Genomic DNA, 21,060 nt, shown 5'->3' with positions numbered 1-21,060 from the left:
TATAACAGATTTAGGCAAACCCCAAAATGGATAGACCATTCGCTAACGGATTGTAACAACGTTGTATCCCATTTGTCAGATGTACGTCAAATACCTTTTAACTTCTCTGCTCAGACATTTCTCCGCCTAGGGGAAAGTTTACCCCCAATGTTTTCATACAAATCATGCGCCTAAGCGCGTGTAATTTAATACACGTACTATATGGGGCTACAATAGGCAATTCTCCACGGCGCAATAGAACGGTTTTTCACACGCGATTTCAGTATTCACGCTAGAGTGGGCTTTTTATAATCACGGATGGCCCGCATATGAAAACTTTTTATTGTAAGGGGTGACAACGTTCTTTGTTGCCACAGAACTTTTCACATTCATTGTATCTCTAAGCCCTCTAACCTCTGAACGAATTTGATTTTTCACAATTAAACTCCCAAATTCTTATAGAGGTTCTCTATAAAAGTCAATAAAAATAAGTCCCTGATCGATTTTACTCAATCAAGGACTTTACGATTTCAAATATAAAAATTTAGTGCTTAGTAGCCTCTATTGCCCCGTTTTGATCCTTAGTCGTTGGAGTCGATGCAGTACGAGAACTGAAAGAATACATAAGCTTGTCACTATTCGAGAAATTGGTTAAGTCATTTAAGCCTATTGCATGGCCAAATTCGTGTGTTGCAATTTCCTTGTTTTTTGCATCAGAATATCCGTCCATTAATGACTTGTTGAGCATAATGGTCCAACTTATCAAATGGCCATTGGAATCAGAGGTAATAAAACCGAATGTTGCCTGGTAGGAGGTATTAGGATCTGTATAAGTATATACATATCCTTGTGAAGTAGAAGTAATACTTTTCGAGATAGAAACAATTCCAGTAGCATTCCAATTTGCCGCGCCGGTAGTTACGTAACCAGAATAGAGTGTAGTAACGCCAGAGTCTATTCGATAGTTAAATGATGCATTTGCCTGGTGGTTGAAACAATCCACTACATAGCCTACTGTTGCGGTATCGCTCCCTGGAGAACATGGGGAACCAACGGGGTGAGCAGATACGGTTGCTGGCATGATTATAGAAATAAGTAACATGACTGTTAGTAATTTTCTAATCATAATAATCACCTCTTTGTCTGTTTAGTCTTGTGTATTTTGGATGAACGCCTTGAACTTATCTTCGCTAAGGATCTGTGTTCCGCTTACGGCGTTCTTGCTGGCAGTTTGTTTTTCTTCAACTTCAGTTAAGTCTGCATCTGTTAATGCCCACTTAGATAACAGACCATTGCCCAAATCTTCGTAGATATTTGTTTCTTCACCAAGAATCCAATAGGTATTCGTGAGATCATATTCCTCTCCTACGGCACGTTTTAAGAAAAGGACATATTGTTCGGCAGGTTGAAATATTTTGTTTCCATTAATGAGAGCCGTCGAATTTCCATTTTGAAGAATGTGTATAACGTCAATGTTTTCGTTCCTAGAATCAGCTTTAATAGTTTCAATGATTTTTGCAGCTAAAATGGTCTTTTGGCTAGGTTTCGAAATTTCTTTTTCAGTTTTGACTATTTCTACTTTTGCAATGAGATCTGCTTTGTCGATGGATTCATTTATCGGTAAAACCTGAAGCGAAGCATTAATTCTACCTACAGTGTTGACGGTGGTGGGATGCTCTACAGCATCTGATTTATTATTATTCGAATTGGTTATTGCCCATGTAGAGATGGTAATTGTAGAAAACAAAATAGTGCAGACAACTAACTTGAGTTTTGTTTTATATTTCATAAATACTTCCTCCAATCATTGGGGTTAAATAGGCGAATGCGTCAGCCCTTTTCCTCTTTTTCACAATCCAACCACCATTCGTTTGAAGTGTGCATCTAATTCAGTAGCGCTCAATAAATTAGATGCCAAGTTATAATAGTAAGAGATTCCATTTATAATCAAAATGTATATTATAGTGGGCTAAAAGTAAATACCTATTAAAATAATTTGGGTAGGTATCCCATAACGATTCATTAAACCTCACATAAATCCGAGTGCAATCAAGAGTGTATAAATTGGCAAATCGCGTGGATCGTCGGGTCAGGCGCATGGCGCGGGCTTTATCGGGCAGCGCACATGCAACAAAAAGCCGTTCCCCGTCTTCTCGGACGGTGGAACGGCTTTCTGGGCGTTATGGAGTTGCCGAGAGCTTGGCCACGACCGGATAGTGATCGGACGGGTAACGTCCCTCGTGGCGGGAGCGATCGACGACGAGGCTCTCGAGGCGAAGCTCCGGGGAGGCGAAGACGTAGTCGATCGGCTCTCCCTCCGTCTCGCCGGCGAAGGCGTGGGAGGTGCATCCGGGCACCTGCTCCTGGCTCCCGGCCGCCGCCGAGTACCCGTCCCGGCAGCCGAATTCCTGCAAGCTGCGGATCACGGGATGCCCCGGAGACACGTTCAGGTCGCCGGCGATGACGACGGGCAGCGCTGCCCGCTGCCTCAGAAGGCCAGCTCTGGCTTTGATGATCTCCATGCCTTTGGTCTGCGATTCCTCGCTGCTGTCGTCCAAGTGGGTGTTGAACACGGCCAGCTCGAAGGGCTCGACCGCCCGGTCTGCGTTCAAGTTCGCCGTCGTCAAGTCCGCCGCCCCGTCCGCGCCCGACATCGGGCGCCGGAGCCGGGTCCAGGTGGACATTCGCGGGTAGACGGCGTTCCAGCACAGACCTCCCAGGCGGTCAGGCGTATCCGACAGGGCGAAGCTGCCCTGCTCGACGACGCGCCACTCGCTCTTCTTGTAGAGAATCGCGCAGTGCTCGCCATCCCATCCGCCGTCGCGGCCAGGCGTCGTCGCCGTCGGATTCCACGTTGACCTCAGGTTGAAGGTCATGATTGTTCCGTGCCACTCGCGACTCATTGCGAGACGGACTTGAACCAGTCGTTCACATCCAGGGTGATCTGATCACCGCCGTTGGTCTTCCAGTTGGAGACGAACGTGTCGAACGCGTCGATCGGGAGCTTGTTGTAGATGATCTTGTTGAACGTCTCCAGCCCGGATTGACGAAGCAGGTTCCACTCCGGATGCGCGGCGGCGTGATCCTTCCAGATCTGGTTCGCGTACTTGTCGAACAACTCGTCGATCGGCATGAACTGGCCGGAGTCGATGAGCGGGTTCGTCAGCACCGGATCGGTCGGCGCCATGACGAAGTCGGGCAGCTTCCCGCGCGGGGCTCCGTCAAGAGGCGGGAGCGGTGTTGTCATGGGGCGTCAGCCTTCTTTCTTCTAAGGTTTTAGTGGAGTTTAGGGATTCTGGTGAATGCGTTTTATCGAAACGTTTCGAATACGATTATAAATCCGCTTCCGGCAGCCGTCAAACGACGATTTTAGGTTGAAATCGGGTGGTATCTGAGATAAAGTTAGAACGATAAGGCACCGAAACGGCTGGAAAGGCGGAGTTCCGCCAATGAAAAGCCTTGATTTGAAACGTTTCGACCCGAATCGCCACACGTCTATCCGAACGGAGGAAGCCGCTCATGACGAGCATTAAGGATATTGCGAAGAAGGCGGGCGTCTCCATCTCTACCGTCTCCTACGCGCTTAACGGCAGCGAACGGATTATGAAGGAGACGGCCGAACGGATTCTCGCGATTGCGGACGAGTTGGGCTACGTTCCCCACGGAGCGGCGCGAAGGCTGAAGAAGCGGGAGTCGATGCTGGTCGGCATCTACCTGACGAATTACGGAGGGCACTTCTACGGGAGTCTGCTCCAAGGCGTCAAGGACGAGCTGAACCGGAGGGGGTACGATCTTATCGTCTGCAGCGGGATGCGTTCGCACCGGCTTATTCCGGAGCGGACGTTCGACGGAACGATTGTGCTCGATTCGGAATTCACCGACGAGGAGCTGCTGGACTACGCGGAGCGCGGCCACAAGCTGGTCGTGCTGGACCGGGAGCTGGCCCATCCGCATATCAATCAGGTGCTCCTCGACAACAAGGCGGGAGCTTCGCTGGCCATGGAGCATCTGCTTGAGCAAGGATACGAGAGAATTTATGTCGTCGGCGGGCCGGAGGATGCCTACGATGCGAGACAGCGCTTGCGGGCCGTCCGGCAAGTGATGGACCGTTCGCCGGGAACGGAGTTCAGGATGATTCCCGGCAGCTTCCAGAAGAAGTCCGGCTATGCGGCGGGCAAAACAATTGCGGACGAATACGATCGGCCGTCCGGCGTCTTCTGCCTCAACGACGAGATGGCGATCGGCCTGTACGAATACCTGGAGGAGCATACTTCCCTTCAGGTCGGCGAGCACGTTCACCTGATCGGCTTCGATAACATCGAGCCGGGACGGTACATGCGCCCGAAGCTGGCGACGATCGACTACTCGCTCACGAAGTGGGGAGCTGTGGCCGCCGAGCAATTGCTGAAGCTGATCGACGGCGAGCCGTTGGAGCCGGAGCGGGTATACGTGCGACTGGTGGAGGGCGGCTCCGTTCGTCCATTGCCCGATAAGAAGCAAGAGCAACCAAACTAGGGAGGAATACCTATGAGCACAAGCACGAACTTTATCGGAGTTCCGCTGGAAGGCTTCGCCGAATTCAGCCGCGCCGTGGCCGCGGAAGGAGCGGTGCTGCTCCGCAACGAAGGGCGGGCGCTTCCGCTTCTGCCGGCGGATCGCGTCGCGATTTTCGGACGGGTGCAGGTGAACTATTATCGAAGCGGCACGGGGTCCGGCGGAAGCGTGCACGTGGCCTACACGACGAACCTGCTGAACGGATTGAGGAGCAAGGAAGGCGTCCGGGTCGACGAGGAGCTGGCCGCCGTCTACGAGCGCTGGATCGAGGAGAATCCGTTCGACAACGGGGGCGGCGGCTGGGCGGCCGAGCCTTGGCATCAGAAGGAGATGCCGCTGACCGAGGAGCTTGTGACGGCCGCGAGGGGCCGGGCGAACAAGGCGATTGTCGTCATCGGACGCACGGCGGGCGAGGACCAGGACAATGCCGACGAGCCGGGCAGCTATCGGCTTACGCCGGACGAAGCGGACATGCTGAAGAAGGTAACGGCTTCCTTCGAGCAGACGGTCGTGGTGCTGAACGTGTCCAACATCATCGACATGAGCTGGCTGAACGACGAGGACTATGTTCATCCGATCGCCGCCGTCATTTATTCCTGGCATGGCGGCATGGAGGGCGGCAACGCGATCGCCGACGTGCTGGCCGGAGACGTGACCCCGAGCGGCAAGCTGACCGATACGATCGCCTATTCCATCTCGGATTATCCGTCGACTCGCAATTACGGGAACGAATTCACGAGTCCTTACGAAGAGGACATCTATGTCGGCTACCGTTACTTCGAGACGTTCCGGCCGGAGCGCGTGCAGTTCGAGTTCGGCTTCGGGCTGTCGTACACGACGTTCCGGGTGGAGCCGGGGCATGCCCATGTGGAAAATAACGACGTTATTGCGATCGAAGCGACTGTGACGAATACCGGAACAATGTATGCCGGACAGGAAGCGGTCCAGCTCTACTACGAAGCTCCGCAAGGGAAGCTGGGCAAGCCGGCGCGCGCGCTCGGCGCCTTCGCGAAGACGAAGGTGCTGCAGCCGGGCGAATCGCAGCGTTTGACGCTTGTCTTGCCGGTTCGGGCGATGGCTTCCTACGACGACGCGGGCGTGACGGGCAACGGGTCGGCGTACGTGCTTGAGGAAGGCGTCTACCGGTTGTATGCGGGAACCAGCGTCAAGAAGCTGAGCGCAGTCGCCTTCGAGGGCGGCGGCGAAGGCTATGCGGTGGATGCGCTGCGGATCGTGGAGCAGCTCGAGGAGGCGATGGCTCCGACGGAAGCCTTGTCGCGATTGAAGCCGGGTGCCCGCAAGGCGGACGGCTCCTATGAGCTCGCCTACGAGCAGGCGCCGCAGCGCAAGGTGTCGATGGCGGAGCGGATCAAGAGCCGCCTGCCGCAGACGCTGGAGCAGACCGGCGATCGCGGCCACAAGCTGAAGGACGTCGCCGCCGGCCGGATCGCGCTGGAGGCGTTCGTCGCCCAGTTGAACGACGAGGAGCTGGCGACGATCGTTCGGGGCGAGGGCATGGTCAGCCCGCTCGTTACGCCGGGAACGGCGTCCGCCTTCGGCGGCGTCAGCGACAGCCTGCTCGGCTACGGCATTCCGGTTGCTTGCACGGCGGACGGGCCGTCCGGCATCCGGATGGACAGCGGGTATAAGGCGACGCAGGTCGCGATCGGCACGCTGCTGGCGGCGACCTGGAATACGGAGCTCGTCGAGCGCCTGTATGTGATGGAAGGGCAGGAGCTGCTGCGCAACGAGATCGACACGCTGCTCGGGCCGGGAATGAACATCCGCCGCAGCCCGTTGAACGGCCGCAACTTCGAATACTTCTCCGAGGACCCGCTTATTACCGGGGCTTTCGCCGCTGCGTGTACGAGGGGTATCCGCCAAGGTGGCTCCAACGCGACTTTGAAGCATTTTGCCTGCAATAATCAGGAGAAGTATCGCAGCAAGGTGAACGCGGTCGTGTCGGAACGGGCGCTGCGCGAGATTTATCTGAAGGGCTTCGAGATCGCGGTGAAGACGGGCGGGGCGACTTCGATCATGACGTCCTACAACCCGATCAACGGCCATTGGGCGGCGTCGAACTACGATCTCAACACAACGATTCTGCGCGGGGAGTGGGGCTACCGGGGCATCGTCATGACCGACTGGTGGGCCGTCATGAACGATCCCGTCGACGGCGGCACGCCGGATCGCAAGCTCACGAACGCGATGGTGCGCGCGCAGAACGATCTCTATATGGTGGTCAGCAACTACGGCGCAGAGATCAATGCTTACGGGGACAACACGCTGGAGTCGCTCAAGGCGGGCACGTTGACCCGCGGCGAGCTGCAGCGGTCGGCGATGAACATCTGTCGCTTCATCCTCGATGCGCCGGTGTCGTCCCGGGAGGAGCTGACCAAGGAGACGGTGGAGAGCTTCCCGGCCTTGGCGGCGGAGGGGACGGAAGGGGCAGAGGGGGCGCAAAAGGCACACGGGGCGAAAAAGACGCAGGAGGCGCAGGGGACGCGAGGGCTGCAGGAGGTGCGGCATCTGTCCGAGCAGGGGCAAGTGAAGCTGGCCGAAGCGGGCGCGACGCTTGTCCGGATCGATCGGGCCGGAACGTACCGCCTGCTTGCGAGCGTGATGTCGCCGGAATCCGACCTGGCTCAGAGTGCAAGCAACATTGTGCTGAACGGCAAGCCGCTGGCGACGGTTCAGACGAACGGGACGGGCGGCAAGTGGATCAAGCAGAAGCTGGCGAAGGTCGAGCTCGAGGCGGGCCTGTACGAGATGACCCTCATCCCCGTCAAGCCGGGGCTGAGCGTCGAATGGCTGGAGTTCAAGCGGATCTGAGGGATTCGGAACGGCGGCTAAGTTGAGTTGCGTAGCTGAGGCGGCGGCCGGTCGGAGGCCCGGCGGCTGTCGTGGATAACCCGCAGGCGGAATCCGAAGGGTTGACCGTAAGCGCGAATCCGTAAGATACTCTTGAGTGGAGGCGATACGGATGAACGCTAACGACCATACGAGCGACAGAGACGGCAGACGCGATTGGGGCGATAAATTGACAATCCGGGCATTGTCCGAGGTCGATCATGTGAAGGTTCACGGGAGAACGACGGCCAGGCGAGATCCGTTGGCTCTGTTCTGGACGGGCAGCGCTGTGGAGTTCAATGCGAAGGGATCGGAGCTGTGGGTGGAGCTCGAGGCGGATTACGACTCGTATGAGCCTTGGATCAGCATCCTGATCAATTCGGCGCCGGTCGGTCGGCAGATGGTGACGGCGGGGCGGCATTGGGTCTGCATTTTCCGCGGAATGAACGCAGATGTCGTCAAGAACGTGCGGATCGTCAAGGATGTTCAGGCGATGAGCGATGACGGCGGCCACTCCTTGAAGGTTCACGCGGTGAGGTTCGACGGCGAGTTCCTGCCGATAGAGGATAAGCCGCTTAAGCTGGAATTCATCGGCGACAGCATCACCTCGGGAGAAGGCGCGATCGGCGCCATCGCCGAGCTCGACTGGATTCCGATGTGGTTCAGCGCGGTCGACAACTATGCTTGCCGGACGGCGACAGCCCTGAACGCCGACTATCGGACACTCTCGCAGAGCGGCTGGGGCGTGCTGACGAGTTGGGACAACAACCCCCGCCGCAACCTGCCGGATTGCTACGAGCAAGTATGCGGCCCGCTGTCCGGCGCGAAGAACGAGGAGCTGGGTGCGCTGGAGCCGCACGACTTCGCATCGTGGCAGCCGGACGTCATCGTCGTGAACCTCGGGACGAACGACAACGGCGCGTTCCACAACGCAGCCTGGACGGACGAAGCGACCGGCCGGACGTACAAGCAGCGGCTGAATGAGGACGGCAGCTTCAACGAGGACGACCTGGGCGCATTCGAGGCCGCCGCCTGCCGCTTCCTCGCCAAGCTTCGCAAGAACAACCCGCAGGCCCGGATCGTCTGGGCGTACGGAATGCTCGGCTACGCGATGCTGCCGGCGATCTACCGCGCGGTGGACGCCTACTCGAAGGCATCCGGCGACAAGAAGGTGTCGGTGTTCCAGCTCTCGAACATGACGGAAGCAACGCGTGGGGCGCGAAGCCACCCCGGCGCGCTTGCTCACGCCAAGGCGGCGGAAGAGCTAACCGATTACCTTAAGGGAATCCTGGTTTAAGCAAGGATTGCCGGGATGGCTACGGGATACTGGAGTAACCGAGGCGACCCTGGTCCTGGTACGACTAACAGCGCCGTCTCTCTCGTCTGTGCGGCGAGAGGGACGGCGCTCCCTATAAGCAGGCCGCGGAGTCTCGTTCGAGCCCATCCAAGAGGGATGGAAGCCGTCGTAACGTCGGAGAACCCGCCGAAGCCGCTGGCCTACCCAATTTTATGTGAAAAACCACATTGGAGCGGCGCGATAACGGGTGTTTTGCGCGATTTTATGCGAAAAATCACATTCGTGGAGGAATTTCCGGCCCGAATTACCGCATATATGTGAAAAACCACATAAAACGCCTCGATCAGGCGGAATCGAAGCCGACGAATGTGAAAAATCACATAAAATCGCAAAAGTCCACCGGGCCGGGGGGCGGGTTGTACGAAATTCCCGCCCAACACCCCGCCCGAGACACCATCCTGAGAGCCGCTGTACGGAAAATCCGCCTAACGCCTCGCCCGAGACACTATTCCGAGCGCCGCTGTACGGAAATTCCGCCCGACGCTCCGCCCCCAGAGGCCTGCCGCCTCACTCCTTCAGCAGGTCTTCGATCTCCTCCGCAGGCTGCGGCTTGTAGAAAATATATCCCTGAATCGAGTGGCAGTTGTTGTCCTTCAGGAAGTCAAGCTGCTCCTGCGTCTCTACGCCTTCTGCGATGACCGTCAGGTTGAGGCGGTCGGCGATGTGCAGCATGGCGGCGATGATCGCTTCGTCCTTGCGGTCGCGCGAGATGCCGGTGACGAAGGAGCGGTCGATCTTGATCTTCTGAACGGGCAGCTTCTTCAAGTAATTCAGCGAAGAATACTGGGTGCCGAAGTCGTCGATCGAGAGCGTGAAGCCTTGGTCCCGAAGCTGCTGAAGAACGGGCTGCATGTCGTCCTTCATGGCCATGTTCTCCGTGATCTCCAGCTCGATGTAGCGCGGCTCCATCTCGTGCTCCTCGAGAATCTCGCCGAGCCGGGCCGCGAAGTTCTTCTGGGCGAATTGGCGCGCCGACAGGTTGACGGCGATCCGCACGGGCGGCAAGCCGGCCCGCTGCCAGATCTTGCTCTGGGCGCAGACAAGGTGAAGCACCTTCTCGCCGATCGGCACGATGAGCCCGGTCTCCTCCGCGATCGGGATGAATGTGCCCGGAGGAACGAGTCCGCGCACCGGGTGCTGCCACCGGATCAGCGCTTCGAGACCGGTCAGCTTGCCCGTGCGCGCCTCTATCTGAGGCTGGTAATGTATGAAGAATTCGTCCTTCTCCAAGGCGCGGCGGAGCTGGCCGGCCAGCTCCATGGCTTCCTCGGTGTTCGTGCTAAGCGATGTATCGAAGAAGCGGTATTGGTTCTTGCCTTCCTGCTTGGCCCGGTACATGGCGACATCCGCGTTGCGGACGATGGAGGCGCCGTCTCCGCCGTCTTCGGGATAGATGGCGATTCCGATGCTGGCCGTGATGAAGTACTCGGTGTCCCGCAGGCGGAAGGGCTCCTGGAACAGATCGCATACCTTCTGCGCGAACGCGCGAGCCTCGTCGAGCCCTTCGATCGGCCGCTGAAGGATCGTGAATTCGTCGCCGCCGATCCGGAAGAGCAATTGGTTCTGGCTCAGCACGCCGCTGAGTCTGTCGCCGATCTCCCTCAGCAGCAGATCTCCGTAGACATGGCCAAGCGTATCGTTAACCAGCTTGAATTGATCGATATCGAGATAGAGAAGCGCCATGCGGGCTTCGGGCGGCCGAACCTCCTCCATCCATACGGCGAGCGTCTCGTTGAAGGAGGAGCGGTTAAGCAGACCGGTGACCGGGTCACGGTAGGCAGTGGCGGCCAGCTCCTGGTAAGTGACCTCCAGCTCCCGGTTCGCTTCCTCGAGCTTCTGGGTGCGCAGCTTCACCAGTTGCTTCAGCTTGGCCTTCTGCGTGAATTGGGTATAGAGGAAAATCAGGATAAGAAGCATAGCCGACCAGCAGATTCTCTGAACGAGACGCACCTTCGAGTCGACGGAGTCCAGGCGGAATGCGCCGGGTTCCGCGGCGATCTCCCAGTGTCCTTCCGGAATGCTGACAGCTTGGTACAGCGAAGGATGGTCGAAGTGCTCGGGGCTGCCGATCAGCACTTGCCCGCCCGCCCGGACGGCGAACTCGATCCCCTTGTTCGCGCTCGTCAAGCCGGCTTCTTCAAGGATGGGCGGCACGTCGAGCACAACGGATACGAATCCCCAGAAGCGCCCCTGCCAGAAGACGGATTGCCGGGAGAGGATGCCGGTTCCGCCTTGGGTCAGCTCAAGCGGGCCAAGGATTGTCAACTCTTCGGTCAGCTTGGTCCGCTCGGCATTCTCGCGCACCGCCGGGTCCCGATGATGGAACAGGTCGAGGCCGAGCAGCACCTCGTTGCCTTCAAGCGGGTACACCATCGAGGCGATCCCGTTCTCGTAGATAGAGAAATTGCGAATGCCGGGCAGGCCGTCCATAAAGGCGGAGGAGAATGTGGAGAAGCGGGATTGCGACACCGTTCCGGAATGCTCGAGCTCGTCGATGACGAAGGCCCGAATTCCCTTGGCGAGGTTCAGCTTGCTGTCGATGGCGGAGGACAGGGCGGATGCGTGGGCGTTCAATTCATATTGCGCATCGGTGTAAACTTCCTTGGCGAGTCGTTCCTTATAATCGTGCGTGAACAGAACGATTCCCGAATCGAGAAGAAGAGCGAGGACCGCGAGCAAGATCCACAGTCCCAACGACGCCTTATAGGAATGCATGGCAAACAGATGGCGCTTGATTGCTCTTCTCATGGTCACACCCGCTAAGGAAGGGATTGGTAATGCCAAACTCAGATTAAAGGATAAGTGTTAGAAATGTTAGGGGATAGAATTAGGAATGTGTTAGGGTTAATCGGCACAGGAAGCATTTGGATTCCTCTTTTCTAGAATTATAGCTGTTTTGACAGTTGTGTCCATTGGGAGAATCGACAATTTTCACTGCCGAATCCGCTATAAATTTGTCACTGAAACGTGGAAAAACAATAATTTTGTCGATAAACGACCATTCCAGCAGCGCTTCGCTATGGGGTCTCCGGGACTCGGAAGGCAACCGTCGTGCCTTCTTCCGGCTTGCTCCGAATGGACAACCCTTGTCCGAACAATTGCGTCAGGCGGCGATGCGTGTTGGCGAGACCGACCCCGCCGGAGCTTCTTATGGCAGGCTGCAACAGTTGGGCCGCCCGTTCGGGCTCCATCCCCTTGCCGTCGTCGGACACTTCGACGAGAATGGCGCCGTCCTGACGAACGATTCGAATTCGCACGGTTCCGCCAACATTCCGACACAGCAGTCCGTGTTTGACGGCATTTTCCACCAGAGGTTGAATCGACAATGGAGGAACGCGGACACGGAGGGAGGAATCGACCTCCCATTCGACGGACAGACGGTCCTCGAATCGTGCCTTCTCCACGAACAGATACGCCTCGACCAGCTTCAACTCGTGCTGCAGGTCGACCAACTCCTCCGTATTGAGGAAGTCGAAGCTGATCCGCAGGTAGGAGGCGAAGGCCTCGCCAAGCTCTCTCATCTTCTCGGAGTCGATATCGCTCAGGGCGAGAATCGAGTTGAGCGTATTGAACAGGAAGTGCGGTCGGATCTGGGCTTGCAGATAAGCGGCTTCCATGCGGACATGCTCGTTGATCGATTGCTTCAGCGTCGTGAGCGCGCGAATCCGGTACTGAAGCTCCATGGCGTCCACCGGCTTGGTCACGTAATCGTTGGCCCCGGCCAGGAAGCCGGCATATATATCGGACGGCTGGCTGCGGGCGGTCAGCAGCAGAATCGGCAGCTCCGACACGGAGAACCGTTCCCGCACCCGCTGCGTCAGCTCGTAGCCGGACATGTGTGGCATCATGACGTCCGCGATCAGCAGGTCGTAGGGCCGCGTCCCGATCCATTCCAACGCTTCCCGCGGGGAACGCGTTGTCGTTACCAGGTAAGGCTCCGAAGCGAGCATGCCCTCGAGAACGTTCAGATTGACCGGATCGTCGTCCACGGCCAGAACCCTCATCTTCCGGTCGCCGAGCAGATGGGGAATTCGTTCCGCGGCGGCGGCGACTTCTCTTCGAACAGCTTCCGCATGGAAGATGCCGACCTCGGAGGCTCCTCGCTCCTCCGTCTCCTCGGCACCGGAGCTTGCTTCCGGGCCGGGCCTTGTTGCCGCCGCATCGGCGAAGGGCAAGGTGAATCGGAACTCCGAGCCTTCCCCGAGCTGCGAGCGGACGCCGATCTCGCCTCCGTGCAGCTCGACTAGCTGCTTGCAGATGCTGAGGCCGAGTCCGAACCCGCTTCCGTCGTTGACGCCGCCCAAGCCTTGTTCATAAGGCAGGAAAATACGCTCCTGCGTGCTCCCGTCCATGCCGATGCCCTCGTCGCTGACAAGAATAACGGCCTGGCCGGCCTGGCGCTTCGCGGCGACGACAATCGTCCCTTCCTCCGAATACTTCAACGCATTGTGCAGAAGGTTGTAGAGAACTTGGACGAATCGCTTCTCATCGCCCCACACGGCCGGCAGGTCTTCCTCGATATCCGCAGCGATCCGGATGGGGCGTCCTTCGAGCAGCGGCCGCAGCATGTCGATGACGCCGGGCACGATCGCTTGGACGTCGAGCGGCTCCGGGTGGAGCCGGATGCGCTGTTCCCGAAGGAGGGAGAGGTCGAGGAGGTCGCCGAGCAGGTAGGACATGCGCCGGCTGACGGTGACGAGCAATTCCATGTCCTTCAGGCTGTCCTCGCTGAGCCTCGACCGATCCCGGTTGGCGACGTTCTGCGCGATGTTCATGATCCCGTGCAGGGGAGTTCTGAGCTCGTGCGAGGTGTTCGCGAGGAACTCGTCCTTGAGCTTGTCGGCACGGCGAAGCTGCTCGCTCAGTTCGGCGTTCTCCTTGGAATTGCGGTGGTACTTCTTGAACCAATAAGAAGCGAATCCGATAGCGGCGAGAATGATATCGACCGGATAGTAGACCGTCGTGACATTGTAGTTCGACTCGAAGACGCTCCAGATCAGGTTGGAGATGATTCCGAACGCGGTGAGCAGCAGGAAGATGATGTCCGGGTCCTTCTGCTTCTTGAAGATCATGATGAAGACGATGCCGACGAACCAGACGAAGGCGGTCAGATACACGATGATAAAAATCCCCAGGTCGACGATAGCGTTCGCCCAGGCAACGGGAGCCGCTATTCCGACGACCGACAGAAGGAGGAGGACCGCCGCGTAAGCGTCGACCCATCGGCTGCGTTGCTTCATTCCGGCGAAGTGGCGATAGAGGATAAGAATCAGGTAATTTTGCCACAGCAAGGAGAGCAGTCGGATCTTGATCGTCGCGGAGTACCCGATCGGAACCCACAGCGGAAGCAGGTTGTCGTGGCCCGAAGCGACAGCGAAGCCGACCAGGATGGTCAGCCATCCGGTCTGCAGAATGCCCCGGTCCCGGGAGCTGAACAGATAGAGAATGCAGGCGTATATGCCATGAAGGAACAGGAACGCTATCGTGAGCATCTGGAAGCCGATCGCATACCAATGAACGGTATCGATCGCCGGCTGGGAGCCGAAGCGAATGGAACCGGTCAATCCTCCGTGCAGCGGATCGTCGTAATTGGCGACGCGAATGAGAAGCTCCAGCTTCGTTGCTCCTTCAAGCTCATAGGTGGGCTCGTAAGAGAGGCTTCTTGGTGTGTAGGCGTCCTTCCGGTCGGCAACCGTTCCGCCTGCGCCGACAACCTTGCCGTTGATCTCCGTCTCGGATGCCGCCTGGAGCCCCTTGATCCACAGAGCGACCGGCTGCACGAGCGGATCGGTCAGGATGGTGAGCCGGTAGGTCCCATACCCGTAGGACGAGCCCGCGTCCGGTCCGAGAGCGTCCCTCCAATCTCCGGGAACGTTGGCCGTTGCCGATTCGGGTTCCCCGTCTCGGATATCTTCGAAGGTCAGGAGCTGGCTCGGATAGAAGCTCCACTGCCCCTTGAGATAGAGGGGAGGCGACGCGGTCAGATCGATTCCGCGCAGGTCGAGCACGCCGTTCTGCGCTTCGAAGCGGTCGGACGTATGGAACGCTTCGGACCAGAGCAGGCGCAAGCCGAGAAGGACTGCACAGCAGAGGAGGAAAACCCCAATGTTGCGCTGGACGTATTTATTCGGCAGTTTAGGCAGTTTAGTCAGTAGTGTCTTCATGGCTACATGGATTCGACAAGTTCCGCGAGTTCTCCTGCTTCAGAATTCTTGCTCGTACAAGAGAGCGAGCGCTTCGGAGCGGCTGTTCACGTTCAGCTTCTTGTAGATTGCGCTTAAGTAATTTTTGACCGTTCCGGTCGTCAGGAAGAGATCGTCGGCAATCGATTGGTTGGACTTGCCTTGCTTCAGGCGCTTCAGGATGTTCTTCTCCTGGAGGGTGAGCCCTTCGAGCAGACTCGGCTCCTGTCTTGCCGGTCTGTCCGCACCGGGAGCGAGCGGCTCGGCCGTCGCCGCGGTCTCGCTGAGCAGGCGGGCCAGCTTCGCTTGCAGGCTCGAAGGGTAGCTCACGCGATCGTTCAGGCAATCCCGCACGGCGGACAGAATCTGTTCCGTCTCCGCCCCCTTCACGAGAAAGCCGCTCGCGCCGTACCGGATCGCCTCCCACATGTACTCGTCGTCCTCGAACGTCGTCAGAATGAGGATTTTCGTCTCCGGGGCTTCCGCCTTGATGCTTCTGGTCGCCTGAAGACCGTCGAGCTTGGGCATGTGAATGTCCATAAGAACGAGATCCGGTTTATACGTCAAGGCTGCCTTGACTGCCGAGAGGCCGTCTCCGACCTTGGCGACAATCGTATATTTGTTCTCCAAGGCAAGAATCGCGGCCAGTCCGTCCCGGATAAGCGGCTGGTCCTCGGCGATGAGAATCGCGGAGCGGTTCATTCTCTCTCCTCCTGCATCGGGTTATTGGCGGGCCATGGGATATCGATGTTCAGGGACATGCCGTCCCGGGCCTCCGTCGCGCCGATCGTCAGCTTCCCGCTGACGGCTTCGACCCGCTCCTTCATGGAATTCAGCCCGAAGCCGGGAGTCACGGACCCGGGCACAGGCCCTTCGTTCTCGAGACGGAAGCGAATCGCTCCGTCCCGGGCGTTCAGCTTGAAGCGGAATCGGGTGCTGCCTGCGTGCCGAAGTCCGTTGGTAAGCCCTTCTTGCAAGGCGCGATAGATGGTCAGCTCCACCAGCGGCGGGAGCTCCGGGAGCGATTCGTCGATCTCCCGATCGATCTGTACGCCGGCCCGGCCCTTCGTCTCCTCGATCAGCTTGACGATCTCGGGAAGGAACGAGGTTCCGGGAACGCCTTCGCGGAGCAGGTGCACCGAAGTCCGGACGTCGTTCAATCCGCGGCGGATGCTCTCTTCCGTGCGCTCCATCATCTCTGCGGCGAGCGCATGATTGTCCTTGCGGATCGCGCGGGATGCCGTCTGTACGCCCGACAGGGCGGCGGTCAGCGTGTGCCCCACCGAATCGTGAATCTCCCGCGAGATGCGCGCCCTCTCCTGCAGCGCCGTCTTGTGCTCCAGCTCCACGGATGCGATTCGAAGCCGCTCGTTGTCGATGGCAAGCTGGTTCTTCTGCTCGAAGGCGAGCCTCGCGAACAAGCTCATCCCGAACATGGCGAAGTAGTCGATGACGCGCGGGATGAGGATGTAGATATCCTCGAGCGGAGGCAGCTCGCGGTAAATCATGACACCGATCAGAATGCTGATGTAGGTGAAGCATGTGAAGACGATCGAATGCAGCCGCGAATGATAGAAGGTGAATTCCCCAATCAGTATCAACAGATAGAGCTGGGCAACGAAGCTCTCCGACCAGATGCTGATCGTGAGGGCGAACAGCAGTTGGAACAGCAGGAAGCCGGTTCCGGTCCTGCCGGACAGGTCCAGCTTCAGAACGTAATCTCTTGCCAGGTCGAGCAGGGCATACGAGACAGCCGCCAGGCAGAGCCCGATGGAGAAGTTGCGCGTATGAAACAGCAGGAGAATGGTGCCTCCGACGACAAACAGTTTCAGGGCGAATATAGCCTTGCTCGTTAGCTGGGCATCCATTATATTCCTCATGTCGTTGGGAGTGGTTCAAATCTGATACTACTAAATTTTAGCACAAACAGGATTCTAGGCATATAGAACTACGAAAATTAACGAACTTTAGCGGAGGATAGGTCTTTTTGGTGATTTTTCCCTTGGCGGTGAGGGGCGGGGGCATTCGGCAGTCGGCGGTCGGTGGGCGAAGGGAGCAAGAAGATAGTTTCACTGCGTACATGGCCGGGACGGAGCGTCGGAGGGTGGAAGAGAGTAACCAAACTGCGCATTTGAGGAGCCGGTGGAGACTCTCAAATTATATAAGGCTGGCAGCTAGAGGGGGGGCGGAGCGAGATGAGTGTGAAAAATCGCATAAAATCGGCGGTCAGAGGGGGTCCAGAGCGTAATGAGTGTGAAAAACCATATAAAATCGGCGGTCGGAGGGGGTTCAGAGCGTAATGAGTGTGAAAAATCGCATAAAATCGGTAGTCGGAGGGGGTTCAGAGCGTAATGAGTGTGAAAAACCGTATAAAATCGGTAGTAGGAGGGGGCTCGGAGCGTAATGAGTGTGAAAAACCGTATAAAATCGGCGGTCGTGGGGGGGCGGAGCATATAAGGAGGGCCCCTCGCCGAAGCGGGAGAAACCCTCCTCCATGCATTAAGGCAGAACGTTGCCGGCGGAACGGAAGATGTCGTACCATTCCTCGCGGGTCAGGCGGATGTCGGCCGCCTTGCAGCAGTCCTTCAGCCGCTCGATGCTCATCGTGCCGATGACCGGCTGCATGTTCGCCGGGTGGCGGAGCAGCCAGGCGATGGCGATCGTCGTGTCCGTGACGCCATAGCGGGCGGCGATCTCGCCGATCTTCGCGTTGAGCTCCGGGAACTTCTCGCTGCCGAGGAAAACACCCTCGAAGAAGCCGTACTGGAACGGAGACCACGGCTGAATGGTAATATCGTGGAGGCGGCAGAAGTCAAGGATGCTGCCGTCGCGATTCACGGCCGCCGCATTCTCCATGTTGACGTTGAAGCCTTGGGAGATCATCGTCGCGTTCGTGATGCTGAGCTGAAGCTGATTCGCCACGAGCGGCTGCTTCACGGCCTTCTTGAGCAACTGAATCTGCATCGGGTTCTGGTTGGAGACGCCGAAGTGGCGAACCTTGCCGGCTTGCTCCAGGAGGTCGAACGCTTCCGCTACCTCCTCCGGCTCGACGAGCGTATCCGGACGGTGAAGCAGCAGCACATCGAGGTAGTCGGTCTTCAGGCGTCCGAGAATTGCGTCGACAGAAGCAAGGATGTGCTCCTTGGAGAAGTCGAATGTCTTCTTGTCCGGGCGAATGCCGCACTTCGACTGAAGAATCATCTGTTCGCGGAGGGCGGGCGTCATTCCGACCGCATCGGCGAAGATCGACTCGCACTCCCCGGTACCATAGATGTCCGCGTGATCGAAGAAGTTCGCGCCTTCCTCCAGCGCGGTTCGAACGAATCGTTCCGCCTGCGGCTTATCCAGGGAGTTCATTCGCATACAACCTACGGCTACAACGGGAACCTCAAGGGAGCTTGTCCCCAGCTTGATCGTCTTCATAGTAAGGCATGTACCTCCAATCGGAGTGATTGACGCGTTCTTTCGGAACCTATTGTGACATAGGCGCAAGGTGGATTCAATGGAACGGTGGGTGGCCTCTATGGCAGAATGTCACATTCGAAGCATGTCGCCGTGAAGAATATAGCCATGAAGAAATACCGCCGTCCCGGCCCGGACGACGGAAGCAAGGCGCCTGGGGACCCAGGCGCCCGTTCGAGTTGCCGCTGCAAAACGGCGTGAGGCTAGTAATTGTACCGCTGGAAGGTCGCGTCGCTCTTCAGCGTGGAGCTGCTGGAGGAAGTGACGCTGTCGAGCTGGAGGACGTAATTGTAATGCCGGATGTAATAGCCGGGCTGGCTGTAGGACTGGAAGCTGATCTTCGAGCTGTCCGCCCATCCCGAAGCGAGCAGGAAGGTGGCGTCGTTCTTGTAGGCGGTCGTATCGGAGTAGACCTCCAGGACGATCTTGTTGCTCGAATTCCTTCTCAGGAAGTAGCCCGGGAAGTTGATCGATTCGAGCGAGACGCCGGACGAGCTGCCGAGGCCGGGCACGACGCGGAACTCGGAATCGAGCACCGGCGATACGCTCGGGTCGATCCGGGCGACGTAGTTGTAATGGCGGATGTAGTAGGTCGGATAGTTGTGGGACGCGAATTGGCTGTAGCCCGTCGCGTCGGCCGTGGACGGTCCGAGCAGCTTCACCTCGTGCAAGGTCGGGGTGTACCAGTTGCTCGGGTTGTTCCAGAGAACGGCGTTGACCAGATTGATCCGGACGTAGCGGGCGGTGAAGTGCACCTTGTCGGTCGTGAACCCGTACGTCGTATTGGTCGTGCGGTCGATCGTCGAATAGTTCACTCCGTCGTTGCTGACTTCGATCTTGTACTTGTAGTAGCCTTCCGAGCCCTTGTACATGAACCAGGAGATGTCGACCTCGGTGATCGTTTTCGGCGCGCCGAAGTCGACCTGCCACCAGGAGGGCCAGGCAGCAGAAGAGGCTGTCCACGATGTCTGATAGTTGCCGTCGTTGGCGTTCGACGCGGCCGAGGTCGACGCGGTCGAACCGGCCGTTGCCGTCTTGCCCTCGGCATGGTTGACGAGCGAAGGGGTTGCAATTGCCCCGCTTGCGGCGTCGATGCTCCAATCGCTGTACCATTCAAGCGTGGCCGTGCCGGCCGAGTCGTTCAACGTGAGCGGCAGCCAGATATGCTTATGATCGCTCAGATCCAGCGGGTTCCAACGATCCGCCATGTAAATATACGACGTCGCGGAGCTTCCCGCAATCGTCGCGATATCGTGAATCTGCGAGCCGAACGCCGACGGATTCCCGAACGGGGACAGCGACGACCAGGTTCCCGAGATCGAAGTCGCCGTCGCGTACGCGCCTTGGTTCGGGTACCATCCGGAAGCCTGGGAGGTGAACAGGTAGTAGCGGCTGCCCTTCTTCACGACGGCCGGCGCTTCCCGGTAGCCGTTCTCGAACAGCCATCCGACGAAGGAGCTGATTCCGGTGTAGCTCGAGTTCATCTTGAATACCGCCATCGTATCGTTGGCTCCGCCGTTCTTCTTGGAGGCGCTGAACAGATAGCCGTCGCCGTCGCTGTCGACGAAGACGGTCATGTCGCGGGATTCGTAGTCGAGCGGCCGGAAGCTGCCCTGATACGTGAAGTTGCCGTTCGGCGTGCTGCTTGTGGCGACGGCGACCCGCGCCAAGCTGTAATCCGTGCCGTTCTCGTAATGCGCCCACAGCACGTACTGCCCCGTCGACGAGTTGTAAATAACTTTGGGTCGCTCGATTTTGCTGGAATTCAGCTCGGTCGCCGAGCTTTTCGTCAGAATGGCATTGCTGAATGTCCAGTTCTTCAAGTCGGTTGACGTATACACATTAACGCTGTCGAACGTGCCGCCGACGGCATGCTCGCCGTACAGGTAATAAGTGCTTCCCACCTTCAGAATGTTGCCGCTGTTCGCCAGAATCGGGTTGCCCGCCGTATCGAGCCAGTCGGTGCCGTTCGTGATGCTTACGCTTGCCGCGTTCGCCCGTTCGGGCAGATAGCCGAGCAACGATGCGGCCAGCGCGACGACGGTTGCCCACAACAATACGACTCTGCTTCTCACTTCAATAGCCTCCTAACGCATGGGGAATATGTTGAAGCGCTTGCACCATCATCGTAGCGGCTCTCCCAAGGTTTGCAAGTGAACAATAATGAGATTGCTGAACAATGGTGCGATTGCGGGTAAGAGAGAACAATCGGTGGAGAAAAAGGGGCGAGAGGAGGATGGTCACATCGCGAATATATGATACAATTTGTATCTAAGGAGGCGGACGATAGGTGACCCCATCGATCATAGCCCGTATTCGGGGGAGCTTGCATGGTTGCGACCGGTCCGGTCTATGGTTGCTCGTCCTGTCGGCCTTCGACGCGCTGGCAACGGATATCGGACTGAGGCGGCAAGCGGTGACGGAAGGCAACCCGTGGGCGGCGCGTCTCTACGAGACCGATATTTTCCTGTTCTACGCTTACAAAATCGGGCTGCCCCTGCTGCTGCTGCTCCTTCTCGGGAAAGTCGGCGCACAGTCGATGGTCCGCAGAGGAGCGTTGGTCGGGGCGATCGGCTACGGGGTGTTGGCGGGTTATCATCTGGCGTGGATCTCTTATGCGTGGTTAAGGCAATGAAGAGGGACCCTCGCACAAGCCGCGGGTCCCTCTTCATTGCT

14 protein-coding genes are annotated in these 21,060 nt (G+C 57.8%); 4 read left to right on the top strand and 10 right to left on the bottom strand.

All coding sequences use genetic code 11. The annotated features are described in order from the left end of the window. Nucleotides 1-523 precede the first annotated feature (523 nt). The 4 genes from E6C55_RS02840 to E6C55_RS02825 all read right to left on the bottom strand — a co-directional run bounded on the left by E6C55_RS02840 (nucleotide 524) and on the right by E6C55_RS02825 (nucleotide 3,226). Nucleotides 524-1,105 carry a zinc metalloprotease gene (locus E6C55_RS02840; RefSeq protein WP_136368248.1) on the bottom strand — a complete coding sequence of 194 codons (582 nt, stop codon included), beginning with the start codon at nucleotides 1,103-1,105 and terminating at the stop codon, nucleotides 524-526. 21 nt (nucleotides 1,106-1,126) lie between these two features. Continuing rightward, complete coding sequence (locus E6C55_RS02835; RefSeq protein WP_136368247.1) at nucleotides 1,127-1,768, bottom strand: hypothetical protein; 642 nt, start codon at nucleotides 1,766-1,768, stop codon at nucleotides 1,127-1,129. A 391-nt stretch (nucleotides 1,769-2,159) separates the two neighbouring features. Next, nucleotides 2,160-2,855 (bottom strand): endonuclease/exonuclease/phosphatase family protein, encoded by a 696-nt coding sequence (locus E6C55_RS02830; protein ID WP_136368246.1) that lies wholly within the window; start codon nucleotides 2,853-2,855, stop codon nucleotides 2,160-2,162. 23 nt (nucleotides 2,856-2,878) lie between these two features. Further along, nucleotides 2,879-3,226 (bottom strand): hypothetical protein, encoded by a 348-nt coding sequence (locus E6C55_RS02825; RefSeq protein ID WP_136368245.1) that lies wholly within the window; start codon nucleotides 3,224-3,226, stop codon nucleotides 2,879-2,881. A 236-nt stretch (nucleotides 3,227-3,462) separates the two neighbouring features. Here E6C55_RS02825 and E6C55_RS02820 point away from each other — a divergent pair, with 236 nt between their 5' ends. The 3 genes from E6C55_RS02820 (at nucleotide 3,463) to E6C55_RS02810 (ending at nucleotide 8,680) form a co-directional block, all read left to right on the top strand. Continuing rightward, nucleotides 3,463-4,494, top strand: a complete 1,032-nt coding sequence (locus E6C55_RS02820) for a LacI family DNA-binding transcriptional regulator (protein WP_269145532.1) — start codon at nucleotides 3,463-3,465, stop codon at nucleotides 4,492-4,494. A 12-nt stretch (nucleotides 4,495-4,506) separates the two neighbouring features. Continuing rightward, entirely contained in the window at nucleotides 4,507-7,365 is a 2,859-nt protein-coding gene (locus E6C55_RS02815; RefSeq protein ID WP_136368243.1) for a glycoside hydrolase family 3 protein, read from the top strand. Between the two features lie 151 nt (nucleotides 7,366-7,516). Then, nucleotides 7,517-8,680, top strand: coding sequence for an SGNH/GDSL hydrolase family protein (locus tag E6C55_RS02810; RefSeq protein WP_136368242.1), 1,164 nt, complete (start codon nucleotides 7,517-7,519; stop codon nucleotides 8,678-8,680). A gap of 567 nt (nucleotides 8,681-9,247) precedes the next feature. Here E6C55_RS02810 and E6C55_RS02805 read toward each other — a convergent pair. The 6 genes from E6C55_RS02805 to E6C55_RS02780 all read right to left on the bottom strand — a co-directional run bounded on the left by E6C55_RS02805 (nucleotide 9,248) and on the right by E6C55_RS02780 (nucleotide 20,417). Further along, nucleotides 9,248-11,488 (bottom strand): putative bifunctional diguanylate cyclase/phosphodiesterase, encoded by a 2,241-nt coding sequence (locus E6C55_RS02805; protein ID WP_136368241.1) that lies wholly within the window; start codon nucleotides 11,486-11,488, stop codon nucleotides 9,248-9,250. A 269-nt stretch (nucleotides 11,489-11,757) separates the two neighbouring features. Then, the gene (locus tag E6C55_RS02800) at nucleotides 11,758-14,808 is read right to left on the bottom strand and encodes a hybrid sensor histidine kinase/response regulator (RefSeq protein ID WP_330999589.1); all 3,051 of its coding nucleotides are present in this window, start codon (nucleotides 14,806-14,808) and stop codon (nucleotides 11,758-11,760) included. 135 nt (nucleotides 14,809-14,943) lie between these two features. Then, entirely contained in the window at nucleotides 14,944-15,624 is a 681-nt protein-coding gene (locus tag E6C55_RS02795) for a response regulator transcription factor (protein WP_136368239.1), read from the bottom strand. Then, the gene (locus tag E6C55_RS02790; RefSeq protein WP_168735418.1) at nucleotides 15,621-16,790 is read right to left on the bottom strand and encodes a sensor histidine kinase; all 1,170 of its coding nucleotides are present in this window, start codon (nucleotides 16,788-16,790) and stop codon (nucleotides 15,621-15,623) included. Before E6C55_RS02790 ends, E6C55_RS02795 begins: the two co-directional genes overlap by 4 nt. A 631-nt stretch (nucleotides 16,791-17,421) precedes the next feature. Then, the gene (locus tag E6C55_RS02785; protein WP_136368237.1) at nucleotides 17,422-18,345 is read right to left on the bottom strand and encodes an aldo/keto reductase; all 924 of its coding nucleotides are present in this window, start codon (nucleotides 18,343-18,345) and stop codon (nucleotides 17,422-17,424) included. A gap of 242 nt (nucleotides 18,346-18,587) precedes the next feature. Beyond that, nucleotides 18,588-20,417 carry an AbfB domain-containing protein gene (locus E6C55_RS02780; RefSeq protein ID WP_230986504.1) on the bottom strand — a complete coding sequence of 610 codons (1,830 nt, stop codon included), beginning with the start codon at nucleotides 20,415-20,417 and terminating at the stop codon, nucleotides 18,588-18,590. A gap of 257 nt (nucleotides 20,418-20,674) precedes the next feature. On the opposite strand from E6C55_RS02780, the gene E6C55_RS02775 reads away from it, so the two are divergent. Next, nucleotides 20,675-21,019 carry a DUF5658 family protein gene (locus tag E6C55_RS02775; RefSeq protein ID WP_136368235.1) on the top strand — a complete coding sequence of 115 codons (345 nt, stop codon included), beginning with the start codon at nucleotides 20,675-20,677 and terminating at the stop codon, nucleotides 21,017-21,019. The last annotated feature ends 41 nt before the right edge of the window (nucleotides 21,020-21,060 follow it).

Source organism: Cohnella fermenti (genome assembly GCF_004801405.1).
Taxonomy (GTDB): Bacteria; Bacillota; Bacilli; order Paenibacillales; family Paenibacillaceae; genus Cohnella; species Cohnella fermenti.
This window is presented reverse-complemented; position numbering and strand designations above follow the sequence as displayed.